General features: G+C 63.2%; 14 protein-coding genes. 6 read left to right on the top strand and 8 right to left on the bottom strand.

Annotated elements, in window-relative coordinates; translation table 11 throughout:
- Positions 1-105 precede the first annotated feature (105 nt).
- The 3 genes from ACMCNM_RS19295 to feaR all read left to right on the top strand — a co-directional run bounded on the left by ACMCNM_RS19295 (position 106) and on the right by feaR (position 3,223).
- Positions 106-1,602 carry an APC family permease gene (locus ACMCNM_RS19295; protein WP_027596117.1) on the top strand — a complete coding sequence of 499 codons (1,497 nt, stop codon included), beginning with the start codon at positions 106-108 and terminating at the stop codon, positions 1,600-1,602.
- Complete coding sequence (locus ACMCNM_RS19290) at positions 1,583-2,167, top strand: DUF3156 family protein (RefSeq protein WP_412765192.1); 585 nt, start codon at positions 1,583-1,585, stop codon at positions 2,165-2,167. Before ACMCNM_RS19295 ends, ACMCNM_RS19290 begins: the two co-directional genes overlap by 20 nt.
- A 114-nt stretch (positions 2,168-2,281) precedes the next feature.
- Positions 2,282-3,223: a transcriptional regulator FeaR gene (gene feaR / locus ACMCNM_RS19285; protein WP_412765191.1), complete on the top strand. Its 942-nt coding sequence runs from the start codon at positions 2,282-2,284 to the stop codon at positions 3,221-3,223.
- 143 nt (positions 3,224-3,366) lie between these two features.
- Here the strand turns inward: feaR and ACMCNM_RS19280 are convergent, their stop codons facing one another.
- Positions 3,367-3,732: a cupin domain-containing protein gene (locus tag ACMCNM_RS19280; protein ID WP_027596120.1), complete on the bottom strand. Its 366-nt coding sequence runs from the start codon at positions 3,730-3,732 to the stop codon at positions 3,367-3,369.
- A gap of 30 nt (positions 3,733-3,762) precedes the next feature.
- On the bottom strand, positions 3,763-5,061 hold the full coding sequence (locus ACMCNM_RS19275; RefSeq protein ID WP_085273094.1) for an NAD(P)/FAD-dependent oxidoreductase: 1,299 nt from the start codon (positions 5,059-5,061) through the stop codon (positions 3,763-3,765).
- A gap of 240 nt (positions 5,062-5,301) precedes the next feature.
- On the opposite strand from ACMCNM_RS19275, the gene hpaR reads away from it, so the two are divergent.
- From hpaR to ACMCNM_RS19260, 3 genes are all read left to right on the top strand, one after another.
- A complete protein-coding gene (hpaR, locus tag ACMCNM_RS19270; protein WP_085273095.1) occupies positions 5,302-5,724 on the top strand; it encodes a homoprotocatechuate degradation operon regulator HpaR in 423 nt (140 codons plus the stop codon).
- Positions 5,725-5,927: 203 nt separating this feature from the next.
- Positions 5,928-7,097 (top strand): p-hydroxyphenylacetate 3-hydroxylase oxygenase component, encoded by a 1,170-nt coding sequence (locus ACMCNM_RS19265; protein ID WP_027596123.1) that lies wholly within the window; start codon positions 5,928-5,930, stop codon positions 7,095-7,097.
- 75 nt (positions 7,098-7,172) lie between these two features.
- A complete protein-coding gene (locus ACMCNM_RS19260) occupies positions 7,173-8,111 on the top strand; it encodes a p-hydroxyphenylacetate 3-hydroxylase reductase component (protein WP_412765190.1) in 939 nt (312 codons plus the stop codon).
- Between the two features lie 106 nt (positions 8,112-8,217).
- Here the strand turns inward: ACMCNM_RS19260 and hpaI are convergent, their stop codons facing one another.
- The 6 genes from hpaI to hpaE all read right to left on the bottom strand — a co-directional run bounded on the left by hpaI (position 8,218) and on the right by hpaE (position 14,159).
- Positions 8,218-9,021 (bottom strand): 4-hydroxy-2-oxoheptanedioate aldolase, encoded by an 804-nt coding sequence (gene hpaI / locus ACMCNM_RS19255; protein WP_412765189.1) that lies wholly within the window; start codon positions 9,019-9,021, stop codon positions 8,218-8,220.
- A gap of 10 nt (positions 9,022-9,031) precedes the next feature.
- Positions 9,032-9,835 carry a 2-oxo-hept-4-ene-1,7-dioate hydratase gene (gene hpaH, locus ACMCNM_RS19250; protein WP_412765188.1) on the bottom strand — a complete coding sequence of 268 codons (804 nt, stop codon included), beginning with the start codon at positions 9,833-9,835 and terminating at the stop codon, positions 9,032-9,034.
- 17 nt (positions 9,836-9,852) lie between these two features.
- Entirely contained in the window at positions 9,853-11,160 is a 1,308-nt protein-coding gene (locus tag ACMCNM_RS19245; RefSeq protein WP_412765187.1) for an MFS transporter, read from the bottom strand.
- 51 nt (positions 11,161-11,211) lie between these two features.
- Positions 11,212-11,622, bottom strand: a complete 411-nt coding sequence (locus ACMCNM_RS19240; RefSeq protein WP_186680005.1) for a 5-carboxymethyl-2-hydroxymuconate isomerase — start codon at positions 11,620-11,622, stop codon at positions 11,212-11,214.
- 59 nt (positions 11,623-11,681) lie between these two features.
- Positions 11,682-12,605, bottom strand: a complete 924-nt coding sequence (gene hpaD, locus ACMCNM_RS19235) for a 3,4-dihydroxyphenylacetate 2,3-dioxygenase (RefSeq protein WP_412765186.1) — start codon at positions 12,603-12,605, stop codon at positions 11,682-11,684.
- Positions 12,606-12,698: 93 nt separating this feature from the next.
- A complete protein-coding gene (gene hpaE / locus ACMCNM_RS19230) occupies positions 12,699-14,159 on the bottom strand; it encodes a 5-carboxymethyl-2-hydroxymuconate semialdehyde dehydrogenase (protein WP_027596130.1) in 1,461 nt (486 codons plus the stop codon).
- Positions 14,160-14,163: the final 4 nt, after the last annotated feature.

Genomic DNA, 14,163 nt, shown 5'->3' with positions numbered 1-14,163 from the left:
CCCGCCGGCTGCGGCGCACAGTGATGACGCAGGGAGGCAAACAACAGCCGTGCGTGCAGGTTCACTTGCCGCGTTCAACGCCACAAAACAAGCCGGGGCATAACGATGTCACTCAACAATAAGCTCACCGAGCATCTCAACCGGGGCAGTGTCGGTTTTCCTACGGCGCTGGCCAGCACCGTCGGGCTGATCATGGCCAGCCCGGTGATCCTCACCGCGACCATGGGGTTTGGCATTGGTGGCAGTGCCTTCGCCTTGGCCATGGTCATCGCGGCATTGATGATGCTGGCGCAGTCGACCACCTTTGCCGAAGCGGCCTCGATCTTGCCAACCACAGGGTCGGTCTACGACTACATCAACTGCGGCATGGGCCGCTTCTTCGCCATCACCGGCACGTTGTCGGCCTACCTGATCGTGCACGTGTTCGCCGGTACTGCCGAAACCATCCTGTCGGGGGTCATGGCGCTGGTGAACTTCGAGCACCTCAACACCCTGGCTGAGTCGGCGGGCGGTTCGTGGCTGCTGGGTGTCTGCTTCGTGTTGGCGTTCGCCGTGCTCAATGCCTTCGGGGTCAGTGCGTTCAGCCGGGCCGAAGTGATCCTGACCTTCGGCATGTGGACCACGCTGATGGTGTTCGGCGTGCTGGGCCTGATCGCCGCACCGGCGGTCGAGCTGGAAGGGCCGTTCGGGGCGTCGCTGGTCGGCACCGACCTGATGACCATCCTCTCGCTGATCGGCATGGCCATGTTCATGTTCGTCGGCTGTGAGTTCGTCACGCCGCTGGCGCCGGAGCTGCGCCGTTCGGCCTGGGTGTTGCCGCGGGCCATGGCGCTGGGCCTGTTTGGTGTGGCCAGCTGCATGTTCATCTATGGCGCAGCCATGAAGCGCCAGGTGGAAAACGTCGTGCTCGATGCCGCCAGCGGCGTGCACTTGCTCGACACGCCCATGGCCATCCCGCGTTTCGCTGAACAGGTGATGGGCGATATCGGCCCGGTGTGGCTGGGTATCGGCTTTTTATTTGCCGGCGCCGCCACCATCAACACCTTGATGGCCGGGGTGCCTCGCATCCTGTACGGCATGGCGGTGGACGGCGCGCTGCCCAAGGCCTTCGCCTACCTGCACCCGCGGTTCAAGACGCCCTTGCTGTGCATTCTCGTGGTTGCCCTGATCCCTTGCCTGCACGCCTGGTACCTGGGCGGCAACCCGGACAACATCCTGCACCTGGTGCTGGCGGCAGTGTGTGCCTGGAGCACGGCATACCTGCTGGTGACGCTGTCGGTGGTGATCCTGCGCATCCGCCGGCCCGATCTGCCACGGGCCTACCGCTCGCCACTGTTCCCGCTGCCGCAGATCATTTCCAGTGGCGGTATCGTCATTGGCATGGCGTTCATCACCCCACCAGGCATGAACCCGGCCGACATCTATGTGCCGTTCGCCATCATGCTGGCCGGCACCGCCACCTATGCGCTGTTCTGGACGCTGTGCGTGCAGAAGGTCAACCCGTTCAAGCCGGCGCGGGTCGAGGATGTGCTGGAAAAAGAATTTGCGGCAGAGCCGGGCCATGCAGTGGAGCACCTGCACCATGATCAGACGTTTGCGTGATCGCCTGCTGGCGCCGCGTGCCCCGGCCGGCTACCAGCCCGGGGCCACGCTGGGGCTGCTGTCGCGTAACCTGGGGCAGGTGCACATGCAGTTGCTGGAACCCGCCCGCGGGGTGATCGACAACCCGGCGCTGGGCTGTCGTGCCGAGGTACGTGAGTGTGTCGAGGCACACTTGCTGATGCATGTGGTCACCTGCGAATTCCGCCTGTGCCTGCCTGCCCTGCAAGGGGGCGGGGTAACGCTTGAAATGCGTCATGCGGGTGCAATCCGTCGTACTGGCCTGGCGTGCGTGTACCGCGGCGGCGACAAGGCGCGTTTCACCCAGGTACGTGAGCAACTGCTGAACAATGCGCAACTGACCGCCGCCCTGATGCCGCTGGATTTCAAGCGCCTGACCCTGGAATGCCGCGATGGCCACTGGTGGCTGACCTTGGAACACATGGGCGGCAGCGAAGTGGTCAACCGCAGGCCAGCGTTTCGTCGCTACATTCAGATCAGCCCGCCGCAACGCGCGCACCTGATGGCCTGCCTCGGCCTGTTCGGGCAATCGCTGCCGCGTCTCTAAGCTTTTTTTGGCACGTGCCTTGCTCAAGCTTCAGACGAGAGATCACAGTTGTGCGGTCATTGATAACATGTTAACAATGGCTGCATAACAACAAATTCTGCGTCGAGGGCATCCATGCACACTCAACAACCCAACCGTCAGGGGCTGGAACGCTGGACCACGGCCATGCAGCAGATCTGCGGCCGTTTCGAGACCGAGCTGGCCTCCAACCCTGCGTTGTTCATCGGCGAAGTGTCGACGTTCTCCCGCGCGGGGTTACCACTGGCCAATCTGCGCACCAATGCCGGCAACATCCGCCGCCTGGGCGACAACCCGACTCTCGACGATGACCAGCATTGTTTTCTGGTCAGCCAGCGCATGGGCTACTCGACGGTGGCGCAGGATGGCATGCAGGTCAGCCTGGCGCCGGGCGAGTTGCTGCTGATGGACTCTGTCGGGCGTTGCGAGATCACCCCCAGTGGGTTGATCGAGCATGTTTCGCTGGCCCTTTCCCGCGAGCAGGTGCGCAAGCATGTGCAAGGCAGCGGTGGGATGTTCGGCAAGATTTCCTCATCCAATGCCTGCGGGCGCATGCTGCATGTTTTGATGGACCAACTGTGCAAGGACGACCATGCCAGTGGCGATGGTGCGCAAGGCGATGCGTTGCAGACGGCATTCATTGCATTGCTGGAGCCCGGTTTCGAGCGCAATGGCGACTCACCGCACACCCTTGGCCCGCTCAGTGGTGCCAACCTGCGCAGCTATGTGCAGCAGGTGATTGACGAGTCCCTGTCACAGCCCGGGCTGACACCGGCCAACCTGGCCGGCCGGCTGAACATTTCGGTTCGGCATTTGTACCGCCTGTTCGAGGAGGAGGGTGACAGCGTCTGCCGCTACATCCAGCGTGCGCGCCTGAAGCGCAGCGCGGACGACCTGGCCAACCCGTTCTTCAAGCGCGAGTCGATCACCTCGATCGCCTACAAGTGGGGCTTTACCGACTCGGCGCATTTCAGCCGCTCGTTCAAAAAGCAGTTCGAGCAATCGCCCAAGGACTTCCGCGCCCAGGCCATGGCCTGACACGCGCTTACCGCGACCCAGGTAGGAGCAGCCTTGTGCTGCGAAGAGGCCGGTGAAAGCAGTGAAAGTTCACTGTGTTTTCACCGGCCTCTTCGCCGCACAAGGCTGCTCCTACCCAGGTCGTGTCAATCCGGGGGCAAACCTCAGGCCACTGCCAGGTAATGCTTGACGAACGATTCGCTCAGCACCTCCCACAGCACCGGCGTACCTTTGCTGACGAACCAGGCATCACCGGCCTTGAAGCGGGTGACTTGCCCCGTGGATTCATCGGTCAGCTGGATTTCGCCGGTGACGATCACCGCCTGCTCGTCGAACGGGTAGACCATGCGGAACTTGCCACGCGTGGTGCCGAAGTAGGCGCTGCTGACTGGGTCAGTCGGCGCGCCGTGGGTCATCTTGCCGAAGGCGTTGACGTCGCCTTCGAGAATCTCCGAGCCCAAGTCAGCAACGCTGCCCCACGGGTCGAGTTCGGACAATTGGACGCCTTGTTTGGCGGCGGTGAGGGTCATGGCAGTGCTCCAGTGATGAGAGGGAAAGGTTCAACGGCGGCCGTTGAAATAGCCCGACAGCTGGTGCGCGGCCTTACCGGCGGTGAGCAGCAGCGGGCGGAAATGGTCTTTGCCGAGGATTCGCGCATGCTTGACCGAGCTGAGCAGGCCATAGCGTGCGGACCCTTCGTGCATGCCTTCGGCGAGGATCTTGCAAATGATGTGGCTAGGCGTCACGCCAAAGCCTGAATAGCCCTGCACATAGAACGCATTGGGGCGGTTGCTCAGCGTGCCGATCTGCGGGAACAGGTTGGCGCTGGTGGCCATCGGGCCGCCCCAGGCCAGGTCAATGCGCACGTCCTTGAGGTACGGGAAGATCTTCAGCATCAGTGCACGGTTCCACGCCTTGAGGTCCAGCGGGATATGCTCGATGCAGGACGTGGCAGCGCCGAACAGCAGGCGGTTATCGCGGGTGACCCGGTAGTAGTCGATCACCGGTCGGATATCGCTGTAGGCACCGCGGATCGGGCTGATGCGGTCGATCAGCGCCTCCGGCAGAGGCTCGGTCATCATCTGGAAGGCGTAGGTGTTGATGGTGCGGCTGTGCAGTTCGGGCTCCAGCTTGTTGAGGAAGCTGTCGCAGGCCCACAGCAGCTTGCTGGCGCGCACCGAGCCGCGCCCGGTACGCACCTTGATACGCTCACCGTAGGTCACCTCCAGCGCCGGGCTGTGCTCGAAGATGCGCGCACCGTGGCCGACCAGGGCCTGGGCTTCGCCGAGCAGCAGGTTGAGCGAATGCACGTGGCCACCGCCCATGTGCAGCAGGGCGCTGCTGTAGGCGTCGCTGCCGATGATCTGCCGCACTTCCGAGCCGCCCAGAAAACGGATTTCGTCATGTGGGTTGATGGCCTTGAATTGCTTTTCCCAGGCGCGCAGGGTCTTTTCCTGCCGGCTGTTGAAGCCCATGTAGCCATAGCCGTGGCAGAAGTCGGCGTCGATGTCGTAGCGGGCGATACGTGCCTTGATGATGCCGGCGCCCAGTTCGCTGATCGCGAAGATCTCCTGCAGGCCCTTGTCGCCGACACTGCGCCGGATCTTCTCAAGGTCATGGCCGATGCCCGCCATGATCTGCCCGCCGTTGCGCCCGGTGCCGCCGTAACCCAGGTAGCGCGCTTCGAGCACGACGATGTTGGTCACGCCTTTTTCCGCCAGCTCCAGCGCGGTGTTGATGCCGGAAAAGCCGCCCCCGATGACCACGACATCGGCGTCGATGTCACGTTCCAGCGTGGGGAAGTTCAGGTTGTACTTTTTGGTCGCGGAGTAATAGGTCGGGCTCTCGAGGGTGATCATGACGCCGCCTGCTGTATAGAAGTGTGATAGGGCCATTTGGCAAGCGCTCTGGCACATGAGGCCATTGAGCGCTTGAACATTGGCGGGTGTCTTGTCCTTGCCTGCCAGCGAGTGTAACCAGCCTGCCAGTGCCACTGGCAGCGGTTGCACAGGGCTGCCAGCGGCTGATTGGTTAATGTATTAATGAGCCCGTGCTGGCATACTGGCCTGCTCGCCACTTTCCATGATGCTCGGGCACGCATGACCACACCAAGACCCTCTCTGACCCTTACCCTGCTGCAGGCTCGCGAAGCCACGATGGCGTTCTTTCGGCCGGCATTGAATGCCCATGACCTGACCGAACAGCAGTGGCGGGTGATTCGTATCCTGCACCAGCAAGGCGAACTGGAAAGCCATCAGCTTGCCGAGCTTGCCTGCATCCTCAAGCCCAGCATGAGTGGTGTGCTCAAGCGGCTCGAGCGCGATGGGGTCGTCGCCCGGCGCAAGTCGCCAGAAGACCAGCGCCGGGTGTTCATCAGCCTGACCGACAAGGGGCAGCAGGCGTTCATGGCCATGAGCGAGGAAATGGCCCGCAACTATGAACGGATCCTCAGCCAGTTCGGCGAAGACAAACTGCAGCAACTGATGCAGCTGCTCAACGAAATGAAAAAGATCAAACCGTGACCCGCCAGAGCCCACCGCACCTCGGCTGATCAACACCATGGAAAGTGCAATTTTCCCGCCGTAACGTGCATTTCGAGGCGCACTCGCACCTCACATACTGAACGTGTCTTTACTGACTTGCCGGCTGTGCCATAGCACCGTAACGCCTGTGCCACAGGGCGTGCGCAGCCGCAGCTGACTCTCCAATAATAAAGAGACCGTTCATGAAAAAGCCAAATCCCCTGCTGGAAGACCTCAAGTCGATCCTGCCGACAATTGCTGCGAATGCGGTGCGTGCAGAGCAAGATCGCAGTGTCCCGGCAGAGAATATCGCGCTGCTCAAGAGCATCGGCATGCACCGTGCCTTTTTGCCTAAACACTATGGCGGCATGGAGATCTCGCTGCCGCAGTTTGCCCAGTGCATCGCCTTGCTGGCAGGCGCCTGCGCCAGCACCGCGTGGGCCATGAGCCTGCTGTGCACCCACAGCCATCAGATGGCGATGTTCTCGCCCACGCTGCAGCAGGAGGTCTGGCAAACCAACCCGGATGCCACGGCCAGCAGCAGCATCGCGCCCTTTGGCCGTACCGAGGAAGTCGAAGGCGGCGTGACCTTCAGCGGCGAAATGGGCTGGAGTTCCGGCTGTGACCATGCCGAGTGGGCGATCATGGGGTTCCGCCGCAAGAATGCCGAAGGCACGCAGGACTACTGCTTTGCCGTTCTGCCGCGCAGCGACTACGAAATCCGTGATGACTGGTATGCCGTGGGCATGCGCGGCAGCGGCAGCAAGACCTTGATCGTGCGTGATGCCTTCGTGCCGGAGCACCGCATCCAGAAGGCCAAAGACATGATGGAAGGCAAGTCGGCAGGCTTTGGTCTGTACCCAGACAGCAAGATCTTCTTCGCCCCGTACCGCCCGTATTTCGCCAGTGGTTTTTCCACCGTCAGCCTCGGTGTCGCCGAGCGCATGCTGGAGGTGTTCCGCGAGAAAACCCGCAACCGCGTACGTGCCTACACCGGCGCCGCAGTGGGGGCTGCAACCCCTGCGCTGATGCGCCTGGCCGAGTCCACCCATCAAGTGGCCGCCGCCCGTGCCCTGCTGGAAAAAAGCTGGGATGAAATCGCCGAGTACAGCGAGCGCCACGAATACCCCACACGCGCCACGCTGGCGTTTTGGCGGACCAACCAGGGTTATGCCGTGAAGATGTGTATCCAGGCGGTAGACCGGCTGATGGAAGCGTCCGGCGGCGGCGCCTGGTTTGAAAGCAACGAGATGCAGCGGCTGTTCCGTGATGCGCACCTGACCGGTGCCCACGCCTACACCGACTATGACGTTTGCGCGCAGATCCTCGGGCGCGAACTGATGGGCCTGGAGCCTGATCCGGCGATGGTCTGACCCGCGCGCGGGTCAATTCCCCTTACAACCACAACAACAAACAGGGCAGGCCCTTGGCCTGCCCGGGAGTCTTGCATGTCCACTGAAAACACCACGGCCTTCGATAGCCGAGCCTTCCGCCGCGCGCTGGGCAACTTCGCCACCGGCGTCACCGTAGTCACCGCCGCTGGCGCCAGCGGGCGCAAGGTCGGCGTCACCGCCAACAGCTTCAACTCGGTCTCGCTGGAGCCTGCGTTGATCCTGTGGAGCATCGACAAACGCTCCACCAGCCATGAAGTATTCGAAGAAGCGTCGCACTTTGCCGTGAACATTCTGGCGGCGGACCAGATTGAGCTGTCCAACAACTTCGCGCGGCCCAAGGACGATCGGTTCGCAGGCATCGATTACCAGCAAGGGGCGGGGGGCGCACCGCTGTTGGCTGACTGCTCGGCGCGCTTCCAGTGTGAGAAGTTTCAGCAATTGGACGGCGGCGACCACTGGATTCTGGTGGGCAAGGTGGTGGCGTTCGATGACTTCGGTCGCTCGCCGTTGCTGTACCACCAAGGCGCCTATTCGATGGTGCTGCCCCACACGCGCATGACCCAGCGTGCAGAGGGCCAAGCGCCGAGCAGCCACTTCCAGGGCCGCCTGCAGCACAACCTGTACTACCTGATGACCCAGGCGTTGCGTGCCTACCAGGGTGATTACCAGCCACGTCAACTGAGCACCGGGTTGCGTACCAGTGAGGCGCGCATGGTGATGGTGCTGGAGAACGATGCCGGGCTCAGCCTCAACGACCTGCAGCGCGAAGTGGCGATGCCTGCGCGTGAGATCGAGGAAGCGGTTGCCAACCTCAAGCGCAAGGGCCTGATTGCTGACGATGAGGGGCGGGTGCGGCTTTCGGTGAAAGGTGTGGATGAGACCGAGGCGCTGTGGACCATTGCCAGGGAGCAGCAGGACAAGGTGTTTGGGCAGTTCAGTGAAGAGCAGCTGGATACCTTCAAGACGGTGTTGAAGGCGATCATTCAGATGTGAGCCTTTGATAACCGGGGCCGCTTTGCGGCCCATCGCCCCAGGGATCACGCGGTCCCTGTAGGAGCGAGCTCGCTCGCGAAAGGGCTGCAAAGCAGCCCATTGCTTTTCAGTAAACCCCGCCCCCGTCACTCACCGACGCCGACGTACCTTTGAACTTCCCCGCCAGATCCTGCAGCCCACGCATCAGCACCGTGGTATCCACCCCCACCGCCACAAACGCCGCGCCCAAGGCGATGTAGCGCCGCGCCAGCGTCTCGTCCGCACTGAGAATACCCGCCGCTTTGCCTGCCTTGCCGATGCGCACGATCGCGTCCTCGATGGCTGCCTGCACCTCAGGGTGCCCAGGGTTGCCGCGGTGGCCCATGGCGGCGCTCAGGTCGGCCGGGCCGATGAACACGCCATCGACCCCCTCGACCGCAACGATCTCATCCAGGTTGGCCAGCCCTTGTTTGTTCTCGATCTGCACCAGTAAGCACATCTGCGCGTCGGCTTGGTCGAGGTAACCCGGGATGCTGTTCCAGCGCGACGCCCGCGCCAGAGCGCTGCCCACGCCGCGTATACCCATGGGCGGGTACTGCATGGCCTGCACCAGCTGGCGTGCTTGCGCGGCGGTTTCCACCATGGGTACCAGCAGGGTCTGCGCGCCGATATCCAGCACTTGCTTGATCAACGCTGTGTCACCAATGACCGGGCGAATTACCGCCTGGCTCGGGTAGGGCGCCACCGCCTGCAACTGCGCGAGCATGCCGCGCAGGTCGTTCGGCGCGTGCTCGCCGTCAATCAGCAACCAGTCGAAGCCGGCATTGGCCGCCAGCTCCGCGCAGTATGCATCGGCCAGGCCGAGCCACAGGCCGATCTGCGGCTCGCCACTGCGCAGGCGTTGTTTGAAGCGGTTGACGGGCATGTCCATGGGCAAGTCCTCAAACGAAACGGCAGGCAATCGAGCCGAGCAGGTCATAGTCGACGTGGAAGGTGTCGCCAGGCCGTGCGGCTACTGGGCGAGTGAAGGAGCCACCGAGGATGATCTGGCCCGGCTGCAGGGTGACGTCGTACGCGGCCAGCTTGTTGGCCAGCCACGCGACACCCTTGGCCGGGTGGTTGAGCACCGCGGCGCTTACCCCGGACTCTTCGATCACACCGTTGCGGTAAAGCACGGCCGGCACCTTGCGCAGGTCGATCCCGGTGGGCCGTACCGCGCGCCCGCCCATGACCACGCCGGCGTTGGCGGCGTTGTCGGAGATGGTGTCGAACACTTTGCGCGTGGCCTGGGTCTGGGGGTCGACCTGTTGAATGCGCGCGTCGATGATTTCCAGCGCCGGGATGACCCACTCGGTGGCGTCCAACACGTCGAACACCGTCACATTCGGGCCCTTGAGCGGCTTGCCGAGAATGAAAGCCAGCTCGACCTCGACGCGCGGCACGATGAAACGCTCAAACGGAATGTCGCTGCCTTCATCGAACAGCATGTCGTCCAGCAGCGCGCCGTAGTCAGGCTCGGTAATGTTCGACGAAACCTGCATGGCGCGGGAGGTCAGGCCGATCTTGTGGCCGACCAGCTTGCGCCCGGCGGCGAGCTTCTTGGCCACCCAGGCACGCTGGATGGCGTAGGCATCTTCGATAGTGATGGCAGGCTGGTCGAGTGAGAACTGGCGCACCTGTTCGCGCGAGCGCTCGGCCTGGTCGAGCCGCTCGGCGGCCTGTTGGATGAATGCGTTATCGAGCATGGTTGAAGTCTCAAGGTTCAAGGGTTGACGATGGCGGCGCGAGTACGCAGCACCAGCAGGCCACCGAGGGTGATAAACGCAGCCAGCACATACAGCGCGAGGCTGGCGCTTTGCGTGGTGTCGCGGACCCAGCCGATGAAATAGGGCGTGGCGAACGAGGCAATGCTGCCCAGCGAGCTGATCAGGGCGATGCCGGCAGCCTGTGTGCGGTCATTGAGAAACGCCGTAGGCAGTTGCCAGAACATCGGCAGGGCTGCGCTTGCCCCCATGCCTGCCAGCACCAGGCCGGCCAATACGGGCAGTGCCTGGTTGGGCGCGAGGGCAGCGATCGCGATACCCGCCGCGGCCATCAGCAGGGGGATGGACAGGTGCCAACGGCGCTCGCGGTGGCGGTCGGACGAGCGTCCGCAGGCCAGCATGAACACGCAGCCGGCCAAGTACGGCACCGCGCTGAGCAGGCCGACACTGGCGTCGCTGCCGATGCCGGCGGTGTGGATCAGGCTGGGCATCCAGAACGCCAGCGTGTTCACCGCCAGCATGACTGCGCAGTACACCGCCACCAGCAGCCACACGGCAGGGCTGGCGAGGATACCGGCGAACGAGGTGACCGGCTTGCGCTGTTCTTCCTGGCCGAACTGGGCGCGCAGCGCGGCTTTTTGCTGGGCGTCGAGCCAGGCCACCTGTTCGAAACGCTCGGGCAGGACTGCCAGCACCACCAGGCCGAGCAGGATCACCGGGGCGCCTTCTATCAGGAACATCCACTGCCAGCCACGCAGGCCCGCAGTGTCATGCATGAACGCCAAAATGCTGCCCGACAGCGGCCCGCCGACCACGCCTGCCAGCGGCACGGCAATGGCGAACAATGCCGTGACCTGGGCACGGCGGCCCGCGGGGTACCAGCGGTTGAGGTACACCAGAATGCCTGGGAAAAACCCGGCTTCCGCTGCGCCCAGGGCAAACCGCAGCAGGTAGAACGCGCTGCTGCTCTCGATCAGCAGCATGCAGGTCGACAGGGTGCCCCACACCACCATCAGGCTGGCGATCCAGCGGCGCGGGCCGACGCGGTCGAGCATCAGGTTGCTGGGTACGCCAAACAACGCATAGGCGATGAAAAACAGCCCGGCGCCCAGCCCGTAGACCGTGTCGGACAGGTGCAGGTCCTGGCTCATCTGCATCTTGGCGAAGCCGATGTTGATGCGGTCCAGGTGGGCGAACAGGTAACACACCAGCAGCAACGGCATCAGCCGCCAGGTGACGGCCCGGTGTGTACTGTCCATGAGTGTGGCTTGCGCCGTGCTGCGCGAGGCGTGCTCGAGTGTGCTCATATTTGTTGTACTTGTTGTGTGATGAGACGGTGAAAGGTGTCGGCCGTTGGCTCAGGCCGGTTTGTTGAACAGCGGGTGCAGGGTGCTGTGCTTGGCGTCGTAGACCTGCGCGTTGCTCTCGTCGATCTGCAGGGTGATGCCGATGGGGCGCTGCTGGAGCAGCGCGTCCAGGTGCTGCTTGAGCACGTGCAACAGGCTGTCGCCGACTGTTTTGTGAACCTCCGCGGAGCGGCCGTTGGCCATCCGCAGGTTGGCGTACAAAAAGCCATAGTCGCCGTTGCCATCCGCCACTGCGCAGTGCGCGGCGGGGTAGGCCAACACGCGGGTGCCGCCGGTGGGGAACACGGCCTTGCCGGCGGCATCGCGCTGTTCGAGCATGGTGTTGGCCAGGGCACGGCACAGGCCCGGGATGTCGGCGTCTGTTTCCAGGTCGGGGGTGTAGAGCAGAACCAGGTGTGGCATGAAGGGCATCCTCTTGGCAGAAACGCCTGGCCGCCCGGCAGAGCGGCCAGGCAGCGGAACTACAGGCGGCTGGTGGACACCACCGCGGCCGGGTTGGCGGCCTGCGCGGCGGGGATGGCAGCACCCTCCTGCGGGGTGACCGGGAAGATCGCGTTGATCTGGCCGGTGCCCGACGAGCCGAAGTAGGGCGTTACCACGTCGGCCTTGCCGTCGTACTTCGACCAGCCCAGGGCACCGAGCAGCATCGCGGTGTCATGCATGAACCCTTCACCGTGGCCCTTGGCGGCGTATTCGGGGAGCATCCCGCAGAATTCTTCCCATTCAGCGTTCTCCCACATCTTCACCACGCGTTGGTCCAGGGTTTCCAGGAACGGGCTCCACACCTTGGTGGCGAAATCCGGCGCCTGGCCGTTCTGCGCAAAGCGGTGTGACAGCGAGCCACTGGCCAGGAACGCCACGGTGCCGTCGTAGTGCTCTTCCACGGCCTTGCGCATGGCCCAGCCGAGGCGTGCGCTGTCGGCCAGGTAGTGGGAGGTGCACAGCGCCGAGACCGAAACCACCTTGAAGTGCTGGTCCTGGTTCATGTAGCGCATCGGCACCAGGGTGCCGTACTCAGGGCCCAGGGTGGTGGCGTGGTGGGCCATGGTCTCGACGTTGAAGCGGTTGCATTCGGCTGCCAGCAGTTGGCCGAGTGCAGTGTTGCCCGGGAACTCGTATTCCATGTTGCTGATGAAGTGTGGCAGTTCGTTGCTGGTGTAGACGCCCTTGAAATGCGGGCCGCAGAGCACGTGGTAGTTGGCATTGACCAACCAGTGGGTGTCGAACACGACAATCGTGTCGACCCCAAGCTCTCGGCAGCGTCGGCTGATCTCGTAGTGCCCGTCGATGGCGGCTTGCCGAAAGCCCTGACGCGGGCCAGGCAGCTCGGACAGGTACATGGACGGTACATGGGTAATCTTGGCAGCGAGAGCGAGTTTGCCCATGGAAATCTCCGGTAAGAGGATGTTGTTAGGGTGTAGATGCCTGTGGGAGCGGGCAAGCCCGCCCCACAGGGTTACCCGCTTGATCGAGACGGTTTATACACCCCAGCGCGGGATGTGGTGGCTGCCCATGGAAATGCACACGTTCTTGATCTCGGCGAACACTTCGAAGCTGTATTGCCCACCTTCACGCCCGGTGCCGGAGCCTTTCACGCCGCCGAACGGCTGGCGTAGGTCGCGCACGTTCTGGCTGTTGATGAAGACCATGCCAGCTTCGATGCCACGCGCCAGGCGGTGCGCCTTGCCGATGTCCTGGGTCCAGATGTACGAGGCCAGGCCGTATTCGGTGTCGTTGGCCAGTTGCAGCGCTTCGGCCTCGTCCTTGAACGGGATCAGGCACACCACTGGGCCGAAGATTTCTTCCTGGGCGATGCGCATGCTGTTGTTCACGTCGGCGAACACGGTGGGCTGAATGAACTGCCCCTTGGCCAAGTGCGCCGGCAGATTGGCCGGGCGCTCCAGGCCGCCGGCAACCAGGCGTGCGCCTTCTTCGATGCCGATGCGGATGTACCCGGTGACCTTGTCATAGTGCTGCTGGGTGATCATCGAGCCTACTTGCGTTTTCGGGTCGGTCGGGTCACCCACGATCAGGCGCTTGGCGCGGGCGGCAAACTCGGCGACGAACTGTGGGTAAACGCTTTCCTGAATGAAAATGCGGCTGCCGGCCGTGCAGCGCTCGCCATTGAGCGAGAAGATGGTGAACAGCGCTGCATCCAGGGCGCGTTCCAGGTCGGCGTCTTCGAAGATCACCACCGGCGACTTGCCACCCAGCTCCATCGAGTATTTTTTAAGGCCGGCGGTCTGCATGATCTTCTTGCCGGTGGCGGTGCCGCCGGTAAAGGAAATTGCACGCACATCGGGGTGACGCACCAGTGCATCGCCAGCGGTGGCGCCGTAGCCTTGGATCACGTTGAGCACGCCGTTGGGGATGCCGGCTTCAACGGCCAGGCGACCGAGTTCGTTGGCAGTCAGCGGCGACAATTCGCTCATTTTCAAGACGGCGGTGTTGCCCAGGGCCAGGCACGGCGCAGTCTTCCAGGTGGCCGTCATGAACGGCACGTTCCAGGGGCTCACCAGTCCGCATACACCCACCGGCTGGTACAGGGTGTAGTTGAGCATCTGGTCGTCGACCGGGTAGGTGTGGCCATCCATGCGTGTGCACACTTCGGCGAAGAAGTCGAAGTTGTGCGAGGCACGCGGGATCAGCACGTTCTTGGTCTGGTGGATCGGCAGGCCGGTATCGAGGGTTTCCAGTTCGGCCAGTTTCGGCACGTTTTGGTCGATCAGTTCGCCCAGCTTGCGCATCAGACGGGCACGTTCCTTGGCTGGGGTGTTGGCCCATTTCGGGAAGGCTTCCTTGGCCGCCGCAACCGCCTGCGCGACCTCTTCGGCACCGCCGCTAGCGACTTCGCAAATCGCGTCACCGGTGGCTGGGTTGTAGTTGACGAAGGTGTCTTTGCTCTCGACCTCACGGCCGTTGATCCAGTGCTTGATCATGCTG

Source organism: Pseudomonas sp. NGC7, from assembly GCF_047159675.1.
Taxonomy (GTDB): Bacteria; Pseudomonadota; Gammaproteobacteria; order Pseudomonadales; family Pseudomonadaceae; genus Aquipseudomonas; species Aquipseudomonas kermanshahensis.
Note: the sequence above shows the minus strand (reverse complement) of the source record. Positions and strands in the feature narration are given on the sequence as shown.